General features: G+C 67.9%; 17 protein-coding genes. 16 read left to right on the top strand and 1 reads right to left on the bottom strand.

Going from position 1 to position 18897, the window contains the following annotated elements; translation table 11 throughout:
- Positions 1-38: 38 nt before the first annotated feature.
- Positions 39-320: a hypothetical protein gene (locus KZ686_RS14315; RefSeq protein ID WP_265632672.1), complete on the bottom strand. Its 282-nt coding sequence runs from the start codon at positions 318-320 to the stop codon at positions 39-41.
- Between the two features lie 38 nt (positions 321-358).
- On the opposite strand from KZ686_RS14315, the gene sdhC reads away from it, so the two are divergent.
- The 16 genes from sdhC to KZ686_RS14235 all read left to right on the top strand — a co-directional run bounded on the left by sdhC (position 359) and on the right by KZ686_RS14235 (position 18896).
- Positions 359-769, top strand: a complete 411-nt coding sequence (gene sdhC, locus KZ686_RS14310) for a succinate dehydrogenase, cytochrome b556 subunit (protein WP_006578084.1) — start codon at positions 359-361, stop codon at positions 767-769.
- A 66-nt stretch (positions 770-835) separates the two neighbouring features.
- Positions 836-1147 carry a succinate dehydrogenase, hydrophobic membrane anchor protein gene (gene sdhD / locus KZ686_RS14305; RefSeq protein ID WP_255650780.1) on the top strand — a complete coding sequence of 104 codons (312 nt, stop codon included), beginning with the start codon at positions 836-838 and terminating at the stop codon, positions 1145-1147.
- Positions 1148-1150: 3 nt separating this feature from the next.
- Positions 1151-2929: a succinate dehydrogenase flavoprotein subunit gene (gene sdhA, locus KZ686_RS14300; protein ID WP_149316990.1), complete on the top strand. Its 1779-nt coding sequence runs from the start codon at positions 1151-1153 to the stop codon at positions 2927-2929.
- 42 nt (positions 2930-2971) lie between these two features.
- Entirely contained in the window at positions 2972-3673 is a 702-nt protein-coding gene (locus tag KZ686_RS14295) for a succinate dehydrogenase iron-sulfur subunit (RefSeq protein ID WP_149316991.1), read from the top strand.
- A 52-nt stretch (positions 3674-3725) separates the two neighbouring features.
- On the top strand, positions 3726-4010 hold the full coding sequence (locus KZ686_RS14290; RefSeq protein ID WP_006578088.1) for an FAD assembly factor SdhE: 285 nt from the start codon (positions 3726-3728) through the stop codon (positions 4008-4010).
- A gap of 42 nt (positions 4011-4052) precedes the next feature.
- Positions 4053-5354 carry a citrate synthase gene (gltA, locus tag KZ686_RS14285; RefSeq protein WP_149316992.1) on the top strand — a complete coding sequence of 434 codons (1302 nt, stop codon included), beginning with the start codon at positions 4053-4055 and terminating at the stop codon, positions 5352-5354.
- Between the two features lie 187 nt (positions 5355-5541).
- A complete protein-coding gene (locus tag KZ686_RS14280; RefSeq protein ID WP_265632671.1) occupies positions 5542-7341 on the top strand; it encodes a methyl-accepting chemotaxis protein in 1800 nt (599 codons plus the stop codon).
- Positions 7342-7742: 401 nt separating this feature from the next.
- Entirely contained in the window at positions 7743-9152 is a 1410-nt protein-coding gene (gene leuC, locus KZ686_RS14275) for a 3-isopropylmalate dehydratase large subunit (protein ID WP_226107514.1), read from the top strand.
- 33 nt (positions 9153-9185) lie between these two features.
- Positions 9186-9836 (top strand): 3-isopropylmalate dehydratase small subunit, encoded by a 651-nt coding sequence (gene leuD / locus KZ686_RS14270; RefSeq protein WP_149316995.1) that lies wholly within the window; start codon positions 9186-9188, stop codon positions 9834-9836.
- Between the two features lie 80 nt (positions 9837-9916).
- Entirely contained in the window at positions 9917-10984 is a 1068-nt protein-coding gene (gene leuB, locus KZ686_RS14265) for a 3-isopropylmalate dehydrogenase (RefSeq protein ID WP_149316996.1), read from the top strand.
- Between the two features lie 286 nt (positions 10985-11270).
- Positions 11271-12407, top strand: a complete 1137-nt coding sequence (gene asd, locus KZ686_RS14260; protein WP_150082706.1) for an aspartate-semialdehyde dehydrogenase — start codon at positions 11271-11273, stop codon at positions 12405-12407.
- Between the two features lie 182 nt (positions 12408-12589).
- On the top strand, positions 12590-14965 hold the full coding sequence (locus tag KZ686_RS14255) for a type IV pilus assembly protein FimV (protein WP_265632670.1): 2376 nt from the start codon (positions 12590-12592) through the stop codon (positions 14963-14965).
- 10 nt (positions 14966-14975) lie between these two features.
- Positions 14976-15800, top strand: coding sequence for a tRNA pseudouridine(38-40) synthase TruA (gene truA / locus KZ686_RS14250; protein ID WP_150083588.1), 825 nt, complete (start codon positions 14976-14978; stop codon positions 15798-15800).
- Positions 15784-16557, top strand: a complete 774-nt coding sequence (locus tag KZ686_RS14245; RefSeq protein WP_149317000.1) for a phosphoribosylanthranilate isomerase — start codon at positions 15784-15786, stop codon at positions 16555-16557. Before truA ends, KZ686_RS14245 begins: the two co-directional genes overlap by 17 nt.
- A gap of 114 nt (positions 16558-16671) precedes the next feature.
- Positions 16672-17865, top strand: a complete 1194-nt coding sequence (trpB, locus tag KZ686_RS14240; RefSeq protein WP_265632669.1) for a tryptophan synthase subunit beta — start codon at positions 16672-16674, stop codon at positions 17863-17865.
- A complete protein-coding gene (locus tag KZ686_RS14235; RefSeq protein ID WP_265632668.1) occupies positions 17865-18896 on the top strand; it encodes a DNA-methyltransferase in 1032 nt (343 codons plus the stop codon). Before trpB ends, KZ686_RS14235 begins: the two co-directional genes overlap by 1 nt.
- The last annotated feature ends 1 nt before the right edge of the window (position 18897 follow it).

The raw sequence follows: 18897 nt of genomic DNA, 5'->3' as shown, positions 1-18897 counted from the left end.
AGAACGCATGACGCGGGCGATTGTTGCGCGCCTTGTCGTCAACGGCGGCCGGCATTGCGCAGGGCGATCGGAATGCGCGGCGAGGGGTGGTGGAGAGCGCCGCGGCTGCGTGTCGCGTGGCGTGTTGAATGCGCGTTCAATGCGTGATGCGAGCGCGTGGCATGCGTGACGGCGGCGCGAAATCCGGCACCGCGAGATTCGTTGCGCAATGGCGTTGCGCGCGATTGTCGCGGCTGCCATGTTGGTGTGCGATAGTCGAAAATTATTGGTGCGCCGCGCAACAAAGGCGCTAAAATCACGTGGATTTGCACATTGTGCATTCGGCTCTTTCGTTTTTTTATCGCTAATGGGGTCTCGCATGGCTGAAGCCGTCAAACAAGCCAGGCCGGAGTTCCGGAATATCGGTATCGGGCAACTCGCACGCTACCGGTTGCCCTGGGCCGGCAAGGTGTCCATCCTGCATCGCGTCAGCGGTGCGCTGCTGTTCCTCCTCCTTCCTTTCATCCTCTACCTCTTCGAGCAGAGCGTCACTTCCGAACTGAGCTTCGCAAAGTTCTCGGCCCTTCTGTCCGGTGGCTTCGTCAAGCTGGTTCTGCTGGTTCTGATCTGGGGCTATCTGCATCATTTCTGCGCCGGTATCCGCTTCCTCCTGCTGGACATGCACGTCGGCGTGGACAAGCCGTCGTCGGCCAAGTCGGCCATCGCCGTGCTGATCGTCAGCCTGCTTCTGACCGCCGTGTTCGGTCTGAAGCTGTTCGGCGTGTTTTGAGGAGCATGCAAGGTGGCAAATAACAATATCGGTCCCAAGCGTCTGGTCGTCGGTGCCCACTACGGCATGAAGGAATGGCTGGCGCAACGCGTGACCGCCGTGGTGATGGTGGTCTACACCGTCGTGCTGGCGGTGGCGTTCCTGTTGTCGAACGGTGCCTCGTATGAGGGCTGGGCGGGCCTGTTCGCCAATCAATGGATGAAGATCCTGACATTCGTCACGATCCTGTCGTTGCTCTATCACGCCTGGATCGGCGTGCGCGACATCTGGATGGACTACGTGAAGCCGATGGCGGTTCGCCTCGTGCTGCAAGTTCTTACGATTCTGTGGCTCGTCGGATGCGCGGGCTACGCTGCTCAGATTCTCTGGAGGGTGTAATTCATGGTCGCAGTCAAGACTGGATTGCCGCGTCGGCGCTTTGACGTGGTCATCGTCGGGGCGGGCGGCGCCGGGATGCGCGCATCCCTCCAGCTCGCGGAAGCCGGCCTGAACGTCGCCGTGCTCTCCAAGGTGTTCCCCACGCGCTCGCACACGGTGGCGGCGCAGGGCGGCATCGGTGCCTCGCTCGGCAACATGAGCGAGGACAACTGGCACTATCACTTCTACGACACGGTCAAGGGCTCGGACTGGCTGGGCGACCAGGACGCCATCGAGTTCATGTGCCGTGAAGCGCCGAAGGTGGTCTACGAGCTCGAACACTTCGGCATGCCGTTCGACCGCAACCCCGACGGCACGATCTACCAGCGCCCGTTCGGCGGCCACACCGCCAACTACGGCGAGAAGCCGGTGCAGCGTGCCTGCGCCGCGGCCGACCGTACCGGCCACGCGCTGCTGCACACGCTGTACCAGCGCAACGTCCGCGCCAAGACCCACTTCTTCGTCGAATGGATGGCGCTGGACCTGATCCGCGACCAGGACGGCGACGTGCTGGGCGTGACCGCGCTGGAAATGGAAACCGGCGAGGTCTACATCCTCGAAGCCAAGACCACGCTGTTCGCCACCGGCGGCGCCGGCCGCATCTACGCCGCGTCGACCAACGCCTTCATCAACACCGGTGACGGCCTGGGCATGGCGGCGCGCGCCGGCGTGCCGCTGGAAGACATGGAGTTCTGGCAGTTCCACCCGACCGGCGTGGCCGGCGCGGGCGTGCTGATCACCGAAGGCGTGCGCGGCGAAGGCGGCATCCTGCGCAACAAGGACGGCGAACGCTTCATGGAGCGCTACGCGCCGACGCTGAAGGACCTGGCGCCGCGCGACTTCGTCTCGCGCTCGATGGACCAGGAAATCAAGGAAGGCCGCGGCTGCGGCCCGAACGGCGACTACGTGCTGCTCGACCTGACCCACGTCGGCGCCGAGAAGATCATGAAGCGCCTGCCGTCGATCCGCGAGATCGGCCTGAAGTTCGCCAACGTCGACGCGATCAAGGAACCGATCCCGGTCGTGCCCACCATCCACTACCAGATGGGCGGCATTCCGACCAACTACTACGGCCAGGTGGTGGTGCCGAAGAACGGCAATCCCAACGAGGTCGTCAACGGCTTCTACGCGATCGGCGAATGCTCCTGCGTGTCGGTGCACGGCGCCAACCGCCTGGGCACCAACTCGCTGCTGGACCTGGTGGTGTTCGGCCGCGCCGCCGGCAACCACATCATCTCGACCGCGCTCAAGCAGAAGGAACACAAGCCGCTGCCGGCCGATGCCGCCGACCGCGCGCTGTCGCGCCTGGCCAAGCTGCAGTCGTCCTCGTCGGGCGAGTATGCGCAGGACGTCGCCAACGACATCCGCCGCAACATGCAGTCGCACGCCGGCGTGTTCCGCACGCAGAAGCTGATGGACGAAGGCGTGCAGCGCATCCTGGAAGTGGCCGAGCGTTCGGACAACATCCACCTGAAGGACAAGTCGAAGGTGTTCAACACCGCGCTGGTCGAGGCGCTGGAAGTGGCCAACCTGGTCGAAGTGGCCAAGGCCACGATGATCTCGGCCGCGGCCCGCAAGGAATCGCGCGGCGCCCACGCCCACAGCGACTTCCCGACGCGCGACGACGAGAACTGGCTCAAGCACTCGCTGTTCTACAGCGAAGGCAACCGTCTCGACTACAAGCCGGTCAAGATGCAGCCGCTGACGGTCGAAAGCGTTCCGCCCAAGGCCCGCACCTTCTAAGCACCGCGTAGGCGACTACAGACGACTACAGGACCCACAGAAATGAAGCGTATTTTCGAAGTCTACCGCTACGATCCGGACAAGGACGCGGCGCCCCGCATGCAGACCTACGAGGTCGAGCTCGACGGTCACGAGCGCATGCTGCTCGATGCCCTGGTCAAGCTCAAGAAGCTCGACGAGAGCATCTCGTTCCGCCGCTCCTGCCGCGAAGGCGTGTGCGGTTCCGACGCGATGAACATCAACGGCAAGAACGGCCTGGCCTGCCTGACCAACATGCGCGAGCTGCCGGACCGCATCGTGCTGCGTCCGCTGCCGGGCCTGCCCGTCGTGCGCGACCTGATCGTCGACATGACGCAGTTCTTCAAGCAGTACCACTCGATCAAGCCGTTCCTGATCAACGACGAGCCGCCGCCCGAGAAGGAGCGCCTGCAGTCGCCGGAAGAGCGCGACGAGCTCGACGGCCTGTACGAGTGTATTCTGTGCGCGAGCTGCTCGACCTCGTGCCCGTCGTTCTGGTGGAACCCGGACAAGTTCGTCGGCCCGGCCGGCCTGCTGCAGGCCTACCGCTTCATCGCCGACAGCCGCGACCAGGCCACCAACCAGCGTCTGGACGACCTGAACGACCCGTATCGCCTGTTCCGCTGCCACACCATCATGAACTGCGTGGATGTGTGCCCGAAGGGACTGAATCCGACCAAGGCGATCGGCAAGATTCGGGAATTGATGGTTCGCCGCGCGGTCTGAACCTGCTGGACCGGACGACGCCCCACGGCGTCGTCCGTGAAGGCCAAGCCATATGACGGATCACCCCACCACTTTCTCCCATCAGGCCGACCCGCACAAGCGGGCGCGACTGCGCTGGCGCGCGCGCCGCGGCCTGCTGGAGAACGACATCATCGTCGAACGTTTTTTCAACCGTTACGAGGAGAGCCTGTCCGACGAGGACGTGGCATCGCTGAGCGAGCTGCTCGAGCTCAGCGACAACGAGTTGATGGACCTGCTGCTTGCCCGCAAGGAGCTGGACGGTGAGCTCGACACGCCGCCGATGCGCAAGCTGCTAGGCCTGCTGCGCTCGGTGTGAGTTTGGTCAACACTATTATTCTTAGCATTTGAAGGAACCGACATGACGCCGTCCGATGTGAAAGCCACGCTATCGTTCTCCGATGGGTCCCCCAGCGTCGAGCTGCCGATCTACAAGGGTACCGTCGGCCCGGACGTGATCGACATCCGCAAGCTGTACGGCCAGACCGGCAAGTTCACCTACGACCCGGGTTTCATGTCGACGGCCTCCTGCAATTCCCGTATCACCTATATCGACGGTGACAAGGGCGAACTGCTGTACCGCGGCTATCCGATCGAGCAACTGGCCGAGAAGTGCGACTTCCTCGAAGTCTGCTACCTGCTGCTCAAGGGCGAGCTGCCCAACGCCAAGCAGAAGGAAGAATTCGTCGGCCGCGTGATGAACCACACGATGGTTCACGAGCAGATGCAGTTCTTCATGCGCGGCTTCCGCCGCGACGCGCACCCGATGGCCGTGCTGACCGGCCTGGTGGGCGGCATGTCCGCGTTCTATCACGACGCGATGGACATCAACGATCCGCATCAGCGCGAAATCTCGGCGATCCGCCTGATCGCCAAGATGCCGACGCTGGTCGCGATGTCCTACAAGTACAACATCGGCCAGCCGTACATCTATCCGCAGAACGACCTGTCGTACACCGGCAACTTCATGCGCATGATGTTCGCCACGCCGTGCGCGCCGTTCCAGGTCAACCCGGTGCTCGAACGCGCGCTGGACCGCATCTTCATCCTGCACGCCGACCACGAGCAGAACGCCTCGACCTCGACCGTGCGCCTGGCCGGTTCGTCGGGCACCAACCCGTTCGCGGCGATCGCCTCGGGCGTGGCCTGCCTGTGGGGCCCGGCTCACGGCGGCGCCAACGAGGCGGCGCTGAACATGCTGGAAGAGATCGGCAGCGTCGACAACATCAGCGAGTTCATCAAGCAGGTCAAGGACAAGAACTCGGGCGTGCGCCTGATGGGCTTCGGCCACCGCGTCTACAAGAACTACGACCCGCGCGCCAAGCTGATGCGCGAGACCTGCCACGAGGTACTGAACGAGCTGGGCCTGCACAACGACCCGCTGTTCAAGCTGGCGATGGAGCTCGAGAAGATCGCGCTGGAAGACGAGTACTTCGTCAGCCGCAAGCTGTACCCGAACGTCGACTTCTACTCGGGCATCGTCCAGCGCGCGCTGGGCATCCCGACCTCGATGTTCACCTGCATCTTCGCGCTGGCCCGTACCGTGGGCTGGATCTCGCAGTGGGAAGAGATGATCACCGATCCGGAGTACAAGATCGGCCGTCCGCGCCAGCTGTTCAACGGCGCCGCGACCCGCGACGTGCCGGAGATGGGCAAGCGCTGATTCCCGCTTCCCGTTCCGCGTCGAAGAACGCCCCGTGCTCCGGCACGGGGCTTTTTTTTGGGGGCGCGGCTAGCGAGCGCGATTTCTGAACAGGGATTTGTCCCTACTCAACCCTTTCGTCCAGTGCGCCGTAAATCGATGCAGTAATCCTCTGCATCCGGCCCATCACAAGAGAAGGGGTAATCACATGTTTGCCTCGCTGCGCGCGCGCATCGTTGGATTTTCCGTCGCCATCGTCGTCGTCGCGCTGGTCTGCAACGCCTTCGTCAATCACCTCGTTGCCTCCCGCTACAACGACGAAGCCATCCGCAACAACCTGCGCGCGGTGCAGGCCGGCCATGTCGATGCCATCGCCGAATGGGTGTCGGCCCACACGGCCAGCATGGCCGCGCTGCATGAGGCCGCGCTGCAGGACGAACCCGGCCCCGTGCTGAAGCTGATCGTCGAGGCCGGCGGCTTTCTGAACACCTTCGTCGGCTACCCCGACAAGCGCCACCATTTCTCGAATCCCGAGAGCGTGAAGCCGGGCTTCGACCCGACCTCGCGGCCGTGGTACAAGCTCGCCGCGGCCGCCGGCAAGCCGGTGGTCACCCCGCCTTATGTCTCGGCCAGTACCGGCAAGATGGTGGTGACGTTCGCGGTGCCGATCGTCCGCGACGGCAGCCTGCGCGCCGTGGTCGGCGGCAATGTGCCGATGGACGGCGTGGTCAACAACGTGCGCTCGATCCATCCGACGCCGAGCAGCTTCGGCATCCTGGTGTCGCGCAACGGCCAGATCGTCGCGTACGGCGACGACAAGCTCATGCTCAAGCCGATCGGCGAACTGATTCCGGGTCTCGACGGCGACAAGCTGGCGGCGCAGCTGGGGCTCGACACGCCGATGGAGGTGATGGTCGGCGACGAGGCCAAGCTGCTGGGCGTCACCGCCGTTCCGGGCACGGACTGGATGGCGGTGATCGCGCTGGACAAGGCCGAGGCCACCGCGGGCATGCGTTCGGTGTTGGTCGCCTCGGTGATCTCGCTGGTCGTCGTGGCGCTGGCCGCCGCGCTGATCATGGCGGCCGTGACGGCGGTCTCGTTCCGCCGCCTGTCGTCGATTCGCGATGCGATGGCGGCCATCGGCAGCGGCGACGGCGACCTGACGCGCCGGCTGCCGGCGCAGGGCAAGGACGAAGTCGCGCAGATCGCCGTCGCCTTCAACGCGTTTGCCGACAAGCTGGTCGGCGTGATGCGGCAGATCCGCGATGCCAGCGAGGCCGTGCACGGGGCCGCCAACGAGATCGCCGCCGGCAATGCCGACCTGTCGCGTCGCACCGAATCGGCGGCCGCGAGCCTGCAGCAGACCGCCGCGTCGATGGAGCAGATCACGGCCACGGTGGGGCAGTCCGAAGCGTCTGCCCGCGCCGCCGAGCGCTCGTCGGTGCAGGCCAGGCAGGTCGCCAACGAGGGCGGGCAGGCGATCGACGCCGCGGTCCAGACCATGGGCGACGTGCAGCAGGCGGCGGTCAAGGTGTCGGACATCACCGGCGTGATCGACGGCATCGCGTTCCAGACCAATATCCTTGCGCTGAACGCCGCCGTGGAAGCGGCGCGCGCCGGCGAGCAGGGGCGCGGCTTTGCGGTGGTGGCGGGCGAAGTGCGCTCGCTGGCGCAGCGCAGTTCTCAGGCCGCCAGGGAAATCAAGACGCTGATCGAGTCGACGGTCAGCAGCGTCAACGCCGGCTCCGAGCAGGTCGAGCGCAGCGGCGGGACCATGCGCGAGATCGTCGGCAACGTGAACAGCGTGTCGCAGGTGATCTCCGAAATCCTGCATGCGGCGCAGGAGCAGACGCGCGGCATCCAGGAGGTCAATGCGGCGGTGGGGCAGCTCGACCAGATGGTCCAGCAGAACGCGGCGCTGGTGGAGCAGTCGACCGCGGCGGCCACGATGCTGCAGGACCAGGCGGGCCGGCTGGCCGGCGTGGTGCGGACGTTCAGGCTGGATTGAGGGCATCGACGGCTTGACGGAGGGAAGGGGCGGGCGAGCGGGCAGCCGCCCGCCGCCGGCCTTGCAAGGCCCCGAAAAGCGCGGCCCTGAAAAACGCGCCCTTGCAAAACGGGGCCTTGCGAAACGAGGCCTTGCGAAACGGGGCGTTCGAGAACGGTGTCAAAACCGGCGCCAAAACCCCGTTTTCGCCATCCGCGAAATCCCCCTTTCGCCAATCACATTACATCGCTGGCGGCGCCAAACCCTTGTTTCGCCGGGGTTTCCGGCATAATTCCCCCCGAAGTCAAGCAAACGCAGCCACGCAGCCCCGCGCTGCCACCGACGCTGCGAAGACCTCCTCCCCGCAACTTCTATCAGCGGTGCCGGCCCGCCTCGGCGAGGCTGTCGCCGCCCCCCGCGACATGGCCAAGACGCTCTACGACAAACTCTGGGACGACCATACCGTGCACGTCGAGGAAGACGGCACCACGCTGCTCTATATCGACCGGCACCTGCTGCACGAGGTGACCAGCCCGCAGGCGTTCGAAGGGCTGAAGCTGGCCGAGCGGCCGGTGTGGCGCATCAGCGCGAACCTGGCGGTGTCCGACCACAACGTGCCGACCACCGACCGCAGCCACGGCATCGCCGATCCGATCTCCAGGCTGCAGGTCGACACGCTGGACGCCAACTGCGACGCCTACGGCATCACGCAGTTCAAGATGAACGACCACCGCCAGGGCATCGTGCACGTGATCGGACCGGAGCAGGGCGCGACGCTGCCGGGCATGACGGTGGTCTGCGGCGACTCGCACACCAGCACGCACGGCGCCTTCGGCGCGCTGGCGCACGGCATCGGCACCTCCGAGGTCGAGCACGTGCTGGCCACGCAGACGCTGCTGGGCAAGAAGGCGAAGAACATGCTGGTCAAGGTCGAGGGCAAGCTGCCGCGCGGCTGCACCGCCAAGGACATCGTGCTGTCCATCATCGGCAAGATCGGCACCGCGGGCGGTACCGGCTACACCATCGAGTTCGCCGGCTCGGCGATCCGCGACCTGACCATGGAAGGGCGCATGACGGTCTGCAACATGGCGATCGAAGCGGGCGCGCGCGCCGGCCTGATCGCCGTCGACGACGTCACGCTGGAATACGTCAAGGGCCGTCCCTACGCGCCGCAGGGCGCCGAATGGGAGCAGGCGGTCGCCTACTGGCGCACGCTGCATTCGGACCCGGGCGCGCATTTCGACCGCGTGGTCGAGCTGCGTGCCGAGGAAGTGCGTCCGCAGGTCACCTGGGGCACCTCGCCCGAAATGGTGATCAGCATCGAGGACCGCATTCCCGATCCGGACAAGGAAAAGGACCCGAACAAGCGCAACGCGATCGAACGCGCGCTGCAGTACATGGGCCTGCAGCCGAACGTGCCGATCCAGGACGTGCGCATCGACAAGGTGTTCATCGGCTCGTGCACCAACAGCCGGATCGAGGACATGCGCGCCGCCGCCTGGGTGGTGCAGAAGCTGGGCCGCCGCATCGCCCCGAACGTCAAGCTGGCGATGGTGGTGCCGGGCTCGGGCCTGGTCAAGGAACAGGCCGAGCGCGAAGGGCTGGACAAGGTCTTCAAGGCCGCCGGCTTCGAATGGCGCGAGCCGGGCTGCTCGATGTGCCTGGCGATGAATGCCGACCGGCTCGATCCGGGCGAGCGCTGCGCCTCGACCTCGAACCGCAATTTCGAGGGCCGGCAGGGCGCCGGCGGCCGCACGCATCTGGTCAGCCCGGCGATGGCCGCGGCGGCCGCGATCGAAGGCCATTTTGTCGATATCCGCCAGCTCGGCTGACGCATCGCCGACCCCGGAACCAAGGACGAGACCATGGAAAAGTTCACTGTACACAAGGGCCTGGTGGCGCCGCTCGATCGTGCCAACGTCGATACCGACGCGATCATCCCGAAGCAATTCCTCAAGTCGATCAAGCGCACGGGCTTCGGCCCGAACCTGTTCGACGAATGGCGCTATCTCGATGTCGGCCAGCCCGGCCAGGACAACAGCAAGCGCCCGCTGAACCCGGACTTCGTGCTGAACCAGCCGCGCTACCAGGGCGCGTCGATCCTGCTGGCGCGCGAGAACTTCGGCTGCGGCAGCTCCCGCGAGCATGCGCCGTGGGCGCTGACGCAGTACGGCTTCCGCGCGGTGATCGCGCCGAGCTTCGCCGACATCTTCTTCAACAACTGCTACAAGAACGGCCTGCTGCCGGTGGTGCTGACCGCGGCCCAGGTCGACCAGCTGTTCAACGAGACCAACGCCTTCAACGGCTACCAGCTGACCATCGACCTGGAGCGCCAGGCCGTGATCACGCCGTCGGGCGCGGGCTTCGAGTTCGACATCGCGCCGTTCCGCAAGTACTGCATGCTGAACGGCTTCGACGATATCGGCCTGACGCTGCGCCACGCGGACAAGATCCGCGCCTTCGAGGCCGAGCGCGTGACGAAGATGCCGTGGCTGAACAACCGGCTGGTCGGCTGACGCCGCCGTAGCACCGCACAGCGCGCGCCGAGCCGCGCGCGCATTGCAACGAACCGAAACGACAACAAGGCAAACACAGCATGAAGATCGCAGTCCTGCCGGGCGACGGCATCGGCCCCGAGATCGTCGAACAGGCCGTCAAGGTCCTGAACGCGCTCGACGAGAAGTTCGAGATGGAAACCGCCCCGGTGGGCGGCGCCGGCTACGAGGCCAAGGGCCACCCGCTGCCCGAGGAGACGCTCAAGCTGGCCCAGCAGGCCGATGCGATCCTGTTCGGCGCGGTGGGCGACTGGAAGTACGACAGCCTGGAGCGCGCGCTGCGCCCCGAGCAGGCCATCCTGGGCCTGCGCAAGCATCTGCAGCTGTTCGCCAACTTCCGCCCGGCGATCTGCTATCCCGAGCTGACCGGCGCCTCGAGCCTGAAGCCCGAGCTGGTGGCGGGCCTGGACATCCTGATCGTGCGCGAGCTGAACGGCGACATCTATTTCGGCCAGCCGCGCGGCGTGCGCACGGCGACCGACGGGCTGTTCCCCGGCGCGCGCGAGGGCTTCGACACGATGCGCTACAGCGAGCCGGAAATCCGCCGCATCGCCCACGTGGCGTTCCAGGCGGCGGCCAAGCGCGGCAAGAAGCTGTGCAGCGTCGACAAGGCCAACGTGCTGGAGACCTTCCAGTTCTGGAAGGACATCGTGATCGAGGTCTCGAAGGAGTATCCGGACGTCGAGCTGTCGCACATGTACGTCGACAACGCGGCGATGCAGCTGATCAAGGCACCCAAGAGCTTCGACGTGATCGTCACCGGCAACATGTTCGGCGACATCCTGTCGGACGAGGCGGCGATGCTGACGGGCTCGATCGGCATGCTGCCGTCGGCCTCGCTGGACGCCAACAACAAGGGCCTGTACGAGCCCTCGCACGGTTCGGCGCCGGACATCGCCGGCAAGGGCGTCGCCAACCCGCTGGCGACCATCCTGTCGGCGGCGATGATGCTGCGCTATTCGCTGAACAAGGCCGAGCAGGCCGACCGCATCGAGAACGCCGTCAAGTCCGTGCTGGCCCAGGGCTACCGCACCGCGGACATCGTCACGCCGGGTTGCCGGCAGGTCGGCACCCGCGAGATGGGCGAGGCCGTGCTCGCCGCGCTGTAAGGGCTCGCAGGCCGGGGCGCGTGCGCCCCGGCCGGATCCCGCAAAATCGTGTAGACTGCGCCGATGCTCCCGAACCCCCGGTCCCTCCCGACTGACATCGCCTCGACGGCCGCCCTGCGCGCGACGACAGGCGCGGGTGCGCGCGGCACCATCACCGCAACGACGATTAAAACCATTATTAAAACCACGATCGCCTAGATCGTTCGTCGTGCCTGCTCGTCTTCCCCGCGCAGCCACGCCGGGCGAGGAAAATGCGGGGAAGTTTCAATCACATCCGAGGTTAGTCATGATTGTAGGTCTCGTCGGTTGGCGAGGAATGGTCGGCAGCGTGCTGATGCAACGCATGCAGGAAGAGCGCGACTTCGACCATATCGAGCCGGTTTTCTTCAGCACGTCCAACGCAGGCGGCAAGGCCCCGGCGATGGCGAAGAACGAAACCACGCTGCAGGACGCCAACGACATCGAGGCGCTCAAGCGCTGCGACGTCGTGCTGACCGCCCAGGGCGGCGACTACACCAACGAGGTCTTCCCCAAGCTGCGCGCCGCGGGCTGGAAGGGCTACTGGATCGATGCCGCCTCGTCGCTGCGGATGAAGGACGACGCGATCATCGTGCTCGATCCGGTCAACCAGGGTGTGATCAAGGACGCGCTGTCCAAGGGCGTCAAGAATTTCATCGGCGGCAACTGCACGGTCAGCTGCATGTTGATGGGCTTGGGCGGGCTGTTCCAGCACGACCTGGTCGAGTGGATGACCTCGATGACCTACCAGGCCGCCTCGGGCGGCGGCGCGCAGCACATGCGCGAGCTGCTGACCCAGTTCGGCACGCTGAACGCCGCGGTCAAGCCGCTGCTGGACGATCCGGCCTCGGCCATCCTCGAGATTGACCGCACCATCCTGGCGACCCAGCACGGCCTGTCCGGCGAGGAAACGAAGCAGTTCGGCGTGCCGCTGGCCGGCAACCTGATTCCGTGGATCGACAAGGACCTGGGCAACGGCGTGTCGCGCGAGGAGTGGAAGGGCGGCGCCGAGACCAACAAGATCCTGGGCCGCGGCGACGGCTTCCTCGGTGCGACCGGCGCCACGCCGATCGCGGTCGACGGCCTGTGCGTGCGCATCGGCGCGATGCGCTGCCACTCGCAGGCGCTGACCATCAAGCTGCGCCGCGACGTGCCGCTGGACGAGATCGAAGGCATGCTGGCCGCCCATAACCCGTGGGCCAAGGTCGTGCCGAACACCCGCGAAGCCAGCATGACCGACCTGACGCCGGCCGCCGTGACGGGCACGCTGACGATCCCGGTCGGCCGCCTGCGCAAGATGCAGATGGGCGGCGAGTACCTGTCGGCCTTCACCGTCGGCGACCAGCTGCTGTGGGGCGCCGCCGAGCCGCTGCGCCGCATGCTGCGGATCCTGATCGAGAGCTGATCCCGCCGAGGTGGCGTTGCGGCAAGGCAACATACAGGCCGCCGCCGCGCCACCCGCTGGCCAACGACGCCGCGCCGATGCGCGGCGTCGTCGTTTCCGGACATTGTTCCGTCGGGGTCCTGGGTCACAATACCGTGCTTTCGCGCGATCGCCCGTCGAACCCCCACCCGCATGAGGTCCCTGTGAGCCACCATCGCCGCCGCCCCACGCCGAACCATCCGCACCGTGCACAAGGTGCGCGCCGCCCGCGCCGCCACGCGCTGGCGGCCGCCGCCCTCGGCGTGCTGCTGAGCCAGGCGCTGCCGCCGTCGGCCGCTCACGCCGCGGCGCTCGGTTCGCTGCAGGTGCGCTCGGCGCAGGGCCAGCCGCTGCAGGCGGAGATCGAGCTGCGCGATGTCGCGGCCGGAGAGGCCGAGGGCCTGACGGTGGCACTGGCGTCGCCGCAGGCCTATGCCGCGGCCGGGCTGACCTACCCGGCGGGGGCCGAGGGGCTGCGGATCGAGCTGACGCGCAATGCCGACGGCCACCCGGTGGCGCGGCTGCGCTCGGCGCAGCCGGTGGGGGAGACCTTCATCGACCTGCTGCTGGAGCTGCGAGGGCCGGCGGGAACCGTGGGGACAACGGGGGCAACGGGCACAACGGGCACAACGGGCACAACGGGCACAACGGGCACAACGGGCACAACTGGCACAACTGGGGCAACTGGGGCAACTGGGGCAACGGGCACAACTGGGGCAACTGGGGCAACGGGCACAACGGGGACTGTGACCAGGGCCTACACCGTGCTGCTTGCCCCGCCGCCAGCCGATCCCGCCATCGCGGCGCAGCCCGACGCCGGCGCGGCGCCGCTGGTGCAGGCCGCCACGCCGGAGCCGGCCGGGCCGTCGGCTGCCGCGACCGAGCAGCAACGGCCGGCCGCCACTGCCAACTCGGGTGCGAAGCCGGGCGCGAACGCCGCCGCCGACTCGGTCACGAAGCCGGCCGCCAAGCCCGCCACGAAGTCGCCCGCCATGGCCGGCGGCAGCTATACCGTGCGCCGTGGCGACCATCTGTACGGCATCGCGCGGGAGCTCGCGCAGCAGCGCGTGGTGGCCGACGACGTCTCGCTCGATCAGATGGTGGTGGCGCTGTACCGCGCCAATCGCGACGCCTTCATCGCCGGCAACATGAACCGCCTGAAGGCCGGCGCGGTGCTGTCGCTGCCGTCGGCGCAGCAGGCCGGCACGATCGCCGGGCCCGAGGCGCGCCGCGAGATCGTCGCCCATACCCGCGCCTTCGACGCCTACCGCAACCGCTTGGCCGATGCCGCTGCCGCGATGCAGGTGCAGCCGCAAAGCGGCCAGCAACAGCGGGGCCAGATCACCGCGCGCGTGCGCGATGCCGCCGTGCCCGAACAGGCCCGCGACGAACTGCGGCTCAGCAAGCCCGAGGCCGGCGCCGTGGCGCCGAAGGGCGAGACCGCGGAAGCACAGGTCGCGCGCGAACGCCAGTTGCGCGAAGCGGAGGAGCGCCTGACGCAGCTGCGCAAGAACGTCGGCGACATGCAGCGCCTGCTGGAGATGAAGAGCGCCGAGCTGGCCAGGCTGGGGCAGGAAGGGCAGGGCGGGGCGCAGGCACAGGGACAGGCACAGGCACAGGCACAGGCACAGGCACAGGCACAGGCACAGGCGCAGGGGCAAGGGCAAGGGCAAGGGCAAGGGCAAGGGCAAGGGCAAGGGCAAGGGCAAGGGCAAGGGCAAGGGCAAGGGCAAGGGCAAGGGCAAGGGCAGGGCGCCAGCGCATCGGCGGCGCCGGCCACGGTCGCGCCAGGCACGCAGCCCACGGCGGCCGCGCCAGCCGCGGTCGCCCAAGGGGCGCAGCCGGCCGCGGCTGCGCCGGCGAGGTCCGCATCGGCGTCGGCGGCTGCGGCCGCCTCAACCCCCGCCGCCTCCCCGCTGCACGCCTCGGCCTCCTGGTTCGACACGCTGCTGCAGAGCCCGTGGACGTTGCCCGGCGGCGGCCTGGTGATCGCGCTGCTGGGAGGCTACGCGCTGTACCGCCGCCAGCGCCGGCCGCTGGCCCGGGAGCCCGGCGCGCCCACCGCGGGCGACGATATCCTCGCCGGCGCGCCGGTCGCGCTGACCGGCCTGAGCCTGCCGCTGGACGCCTTCCCGGCGCCCACCGGCGACCAGCCGATCGCGGCGCCGGCTTCCGCGGCGCAGGCCTTCGCCGGTCCCCCGATCGCGGCCCGCGAGGGCGGCGAGGCTGACGAGGGCATCGAGGCCGACGAGGGCATCGAGGACATCGAGGCAGACGCGGGCAACGAGGGCATCCAGGTCAATGACGGCGACGAGGGCGCCGGCGGCGTATCGCACACCGCCCGCGCCGCCGCGCCCATGCCCCGCCCGCTGGCCTTCGACCTCGGCGGGATCTCGCTCGACCTCGATGCCGGCGGGGATGCCGGCCGCCATGCCGCAGATGCCGCCGACGCCAACGACCCGGGCGACCGGCCCCGCAAGGGCTCGCCTGATATCATGGCGCCCCCCGACAAGCCCGCCGACACGCCCCCGCGTCCGTAACCCCGCATCCATGACCCGTCTTGCCCTCGGCCTCCACTACGACGGCACCGCCTTCTCCGGCTGGCAGTCCCAGCCGCATCGCAATACCGTGCAGGACGTGCTGGAGGACGCCATCGCCCGCTTCGCCGGCGAGCGGCTTCCGACCACCGTGGCGGGGCGCACCGATGCCGGGGTGCATGCGCTGGGGCAGGTGATCCATCTCGATACCGTGCTGTCGCGCGAACCGTTCTCCTGGGTGCGCGGCGTCAATGCCTTCCTGCCGCCGACGATCGCGCTGCAATGGGCCAAGCCGGTCGACGAGGCGTTTCACGCGCGCTTTGCCGCCTTCGAGCGGACCTATTACTACGCGCTCTATACCGGACCGCACCGCGCGCCGCTGGTGCACGGCCGCGCCGGCTACCTGATGCTGCCGCCGGGCAAGCGGCTCGACGTGGACGCGATGCGCGAGGCCGCCGCCTGCCTGATCGGCGAGCACGATTTCTCGGCCTTCCGCGCCGCCGAATGCCAGGCAAAGTCGCCGGTCAAGACGATGTACGAGATCCGCATCCACGCCGACCGCGACTGGGTGTTCCTGCGTTTTCGCGCCAGCGCCTTCCTGCACCACATGGTCCGCAACCTGATGGGTTGCCTGGTGGCGGTGGGGCGGGGTCGCTATCCGGCCTCGTGGCTGGCCGAGGTGCTGGCCTCGCGCCAGCGCAGCATGGCCGCGCCCACCTTCATGCCGGACGGCCTGTATCTGGCCGGGGTCAGGTATCCTGAGCCCTATGGCATCCCGGCCGCCGATCCGGCCGGCAGCCTGTTTCATGGAGTGTTTGCCGATGCCTTCGCCAACTAGCGCGCCCGGCGCCGCAGCCGCGCCCGCCGCTGCGCCGGCCGAGTTTGTGCCGGTCCGCCCGCGCACCCGCATCAAGATCTGCGGGCTGACGCGCGAGGACGATGTGCGCGCGGCGGTCGACGCCGGCGCCGATGCGATCGGGCTGGTGTTCTATCCCGGCAGTCCCCGCCATGTCGACGTGGCCCGCGCCGCGGCGCTGGCCGAGGCCGCCGGCCCCTTCGTCGCGGTGGTCGGCCTGTTCGTCAATGCCGACGCCGAGGACATCGCCCACGTGGCCGAGCGCGTGCCGCTGTCGCTGCTGCAGTTCCACGGCGACGAGAGCGCGCAGGACTGCGCGCGCGCCGCCCAGCGCTGCCGGCTGCCGTTCCTGCGCGCCGCGCGTGTGCGCCCCGGCCTCGATTTGGTAGAATTCGGCGATCAATATCGTGACGCCGCGGCCATCCTGCTCGATGCCTTCGTCGAAGGCTATGGCGGCGGCGGCCACGCCTTCGACTGGACCCTGATCCCTCCCGGATGGATTGCGCCTAGCCCCAGCACATCACCATGCAACGGCAATCGAACCGCAAGCGCCGCTCCTCGCATCGTTTTGAGTGGTGGGTTGAACGCGCAAAACGTGGCTGGCGCGATTGAGCGCGTGCGCCCCTACGCCGTCGATGTCAGCAGCGGCGTGGAGGCGGCCAAGGGCGTCAAGGATCCCGCCCGCATCGCCGACTTCGTGCGCGCGGTGCGCGCCGCGGATGCCAACCACGCCGCCTGAGCCTGGCGACCGACCGGCGCCGATGACAGACATCGCGCCGGTCCCGCAAGCCACCCTGTTCCCCTGCCGCGGCCGATCCATCGAGGACGGCCGCGCCACCCGGAAGCCCCACTCATGTACAACCTGCCCGATTCCCGCGGCCATTTCGGCCCCTATGGCGGTACCTTCGTCTCCGAGACCCTGACCCATGCGCTGGACGAACTGCGCGAGGCCTATGCCGGCCTGAAGAACGACGCCGAGTTCGACGCCGAATTCCGCCGCGAGCTGAAGCACTTCGTCGGCCGGCCGTCGCCGATCTACCATGCGCAGCGCTGGGGCGAGACGCTCGGCGGCGCGCAGATCTTCTTCAAGCGCGAGGACCTGAACCACACCGGCGCGCACAAGATCAACAACGTGATCGGCCAGGCCCTGCTTGCCAGGAAGATGGGCAAGCCGCGCGTGATCGCCGAGACCGGCGCCGGCCAGCACGGCGTGGCCACCGCCACCATCGCCGCGCGCTTCGGCATGGAGTGCGTGGTCTATATGGGCGCCGAGGACATCAAGCGCCAGGCCGCCAACGTCTACCGGATGAAGCTGCTCGGCGCCACCGTGGTGCCGGTCGAGAGCGGTTCGAGGACGCTGAAGGACGCGCTGAACGAGGCGATGCGCGACTGGGTGACCAACGTCGAGAACACCTTCTACATCATCGGCACCGTCGCCGGCCCGCACCCGTATCCCGCAATGGTGCGCGATTTCCAGTGCGTGATCGGCGAGGAGGCCAAGGTGCAGATGCCCGAGCTGACCGGCCGGCAGCCCGATGCGGTGATCGCCTGCATCGGCGGCGGCTCCAACGCGATGGGCATCTTCTATCCGTATATCGACCACCAGGACGTCAGGCTGATCGGCGTCGAGGCGGCCGGCGACGGCATCGACACCGGCCGGCACGCTGCGTCGCTCAGCGCCGGTTCCCCCGGCGTGCTGCACGGCAACCGCACCTATCTGCTGCAGGATCCGAACGGCCAGATCATCGAGACGCATTCGGTGTCGGCGGGGCTGGACTATCCGGGCGTCGGTCCCGAGCACGCGTGGCTCAAGGACAGCGGCCGCGCCGAGTACGTCTGCATCACCGACGACGAGGCACTGCGCGCCTTCCACGATTGCTGCCGCATCGAGGGCATCATCCCGGCGCTCGAATCGAGCCATGCGATCGCCTACGCGTGCAAGCTGGCGCCGACGCTGCCCAAGGACAAGCTGCTGCTGGTCAATCTGTCCGGGCGCGGCGACAAGGACATGCACACGGTCGCCGAACGTGCGGGGTTGACGCTCTGATGCGCACGCTTCCCGAAGCCGCACCGGGCGCCGCCGCCGCGGATACCACCACGCCGACGGGCGGCGGCGACGACGCGATCGCGCTGACCGCCGCGCCGGCGCTGCCGGCCCTGCTGTACCAGGAGGACGTGCTCGACGGCGTGCGCCGGCTGGCCGACGGTTCGATCGATCTCGTGGTCGCCGACCCGCCCTACGGGCTCGGCAAGGACTACGGCAACGATTCGGACCGGCTGTCGGGCCAGGCCTATCTGGAATGGTCCGAGCGCTGGATCGACGCGGTGGTGCCCAAGCTGTCGCCGCGCGGCTCGCTGTACCTGTTCTGCACCTGGCAGTACTCGCCCGAGCTGTTCGTGATGCTCAAGCGCCGGCTGACGATGGTCAACGAGATCATCTGGGACCGGCGCGTGCCCAGCATGGGCGGCACCACGCGCAAGTATTCGTCGGTGCACGACAACATCGGCTTCTTCGCCAAGGCGCGCGACTACTACTTCGACCTGGACTCGGTGCGCGTGCCGTACGACGCCGAGACCAAGAAGGCGCGCAGCCGGCCGCGCTTCGAGGGCAAGAAGTGGCTGGAGGTCGGCTACAACCCGAAGGACCTGTGGAGCGTGCCGCGCATCCATCGGCAGGACCCGGAGCGCGCCGACCATCCGACCCAGAAGCCGCTGCAGATCGTCGAGCGGATGGTGCTGTCCAGCTGTCCGCCCGGCGGGCTGGTGCTCGATCCGTTCACCGGCAGCGGCACCACCGCGGTGGCCTGCGCCCGGCATGGGCGCCGCTTCGTCGGCTTCGAGATCAATCCCGACTATGTCGATGTCGCGCGGGCGCGCGTCGCCTCGGTGATGCCGCTGGCGCGGCCCGATGCCGCCGCGGCGGCGGACGCCGCTGAAGCCGCGGCGGAGGCTGCCTCCCAAGCCGCCGCCAATGCCTCCGTCGCCGCGATCGCCGCCTCGGCTCCGTCTACCCCGTCTACCCCGGCAGCCGCCAACGACGCCGGTCCGGCGGACGCGCTGCCCCACCTCGCATCCTGAC

It is taken from the genome of Cupriavidus cauae (assembly GCF_026210475.1).
GTDB lineage: Bacteria > Pseudomonadota > Gammaproteobacteria > Burkholderiales > Burkholderiaceae > Cupriavidus > Cupriavidus cauae.
The sequence above is the reverse complement of the archived record's forward strand: the minus strand, read 5'-3'. Positions and strand labels throughout refer to the sequence as shown.

What these genes read in the sequence shown, in the direction of transcription:
- KZ686_RS14315 (WP_265632672.1), bottom strand. Translation starts at nt 320, where the DNA reads ATGCACAATGTGCAAATCCACGTGATTTTAGCGCCTTTGTTGCGCGGC.
- sdhC (WP_006578084.1), top strand. Translation starts at nt 359, where the DNA reads ATGGCTGAAGCCGTCAAACAAGCCAGGCCGGAGTTCCGGAATATCGGT.
- sdhD (WP_255650780.1), top strand. Translation starts at nt 836, where the DNA reads ATGAAGGAATGGCTGGCGCAACGCGTGACCGCCGTGGTGATGGTGGTC.
- sdhA (WP_149316990.1), top strand. Translation starts at nt 1,151, where the DNA reads ATGGTCGCAGTCAAGACTGGATTGCCGCGTCGGCGCTTTGACGTGGTC.
- KZ686_RS14295 (WP_149316991.1), top strand. Translation starts at nt 2,972, where the DNA reads ATGAAGCGTATTTTCGAAGTCTACCGCTACGATCCGGACAAGGACGCG.
- KZ686_RS14290 (WP_006578088.1), top strand. Translation starts at nt 3,726, where the DNA reads ATGACGGATCACCCCACCACTTTCTCCCATCAGGCCGACCCGCACAAG.
- gltA (WP_149316992.1), top strand. Translation starts at nt 4,053, where the DNA reads ATGACGCCGTCCGATGTGAAAGCCACGCTATCGTTCTCCGATGGGTCC.
- KZ686_RS14280 (WP_265632671.1), top strand. Translation starts at nt 5,542, where the DNA reads ATGTTTGCCTCGCTGCGCGCGCGCATCGTTGGATTTTCCGTCGCCATC.
- leuC (WP_226107514.1), top strand. Translation starts at nt 7,743, where the DNA reads ATGGCCAAGACGCTCTACGACAAACTCTGGGACGACCATACCGTGCAC.
- leuD (WP_149316995.1), top strand. Translation starts at nt 9,186, where the DNA reads ATGGAAAAGTTCACTGTACACAAGGGCCTGGTGGCGCCGCTCGATCGT.
- leuB (WP_149316996.1), top strand. Translation starts at nt 9,917, where the DNA reads ATGAAGATCGCAGTCCTGCCGGGCGACGGCATCGGCCCCGAGATCGTC.
- asd (WP_150082706.1), top strand. Translation starts at nt 11,271, where the DNA reads ATGATTGTAGGTCTCGTCGGTTGGCGAGGAATGGTCGGCAGCGTGCTG.
- truA (WP_150083588.1), top strand. Translation starts at nt 14,976, where the DNA reads ATGACCCGTCTTGCCCTCGGCCTCCACTACGACGGCACCGCCTTCTCC.
- KZ686_RS14245 (WP_149317000.1), top strand. Translation starts at nt 15,784, where the DNA reads ATGCCTTCGCCAACTAGCGCGCCCGGCGCCGCAGCCGCGCCCGCCGCT.
- trpB (WP_265632669.1), top strand. Translation starts at nt 16,672, where the DNA reads ATGTACAACCTGCCCGATTCCCGCGGCCATTTCGGCCCCTATGGCGGT.
- KZ686_RS14235 (WP_265632668.1), top strand. Translation starts at nt 17,865, where the DNA reads ATGCGCACGCTTCCCGAAGCCGCACCGGGCGCCGCCGCCGCGGATACC.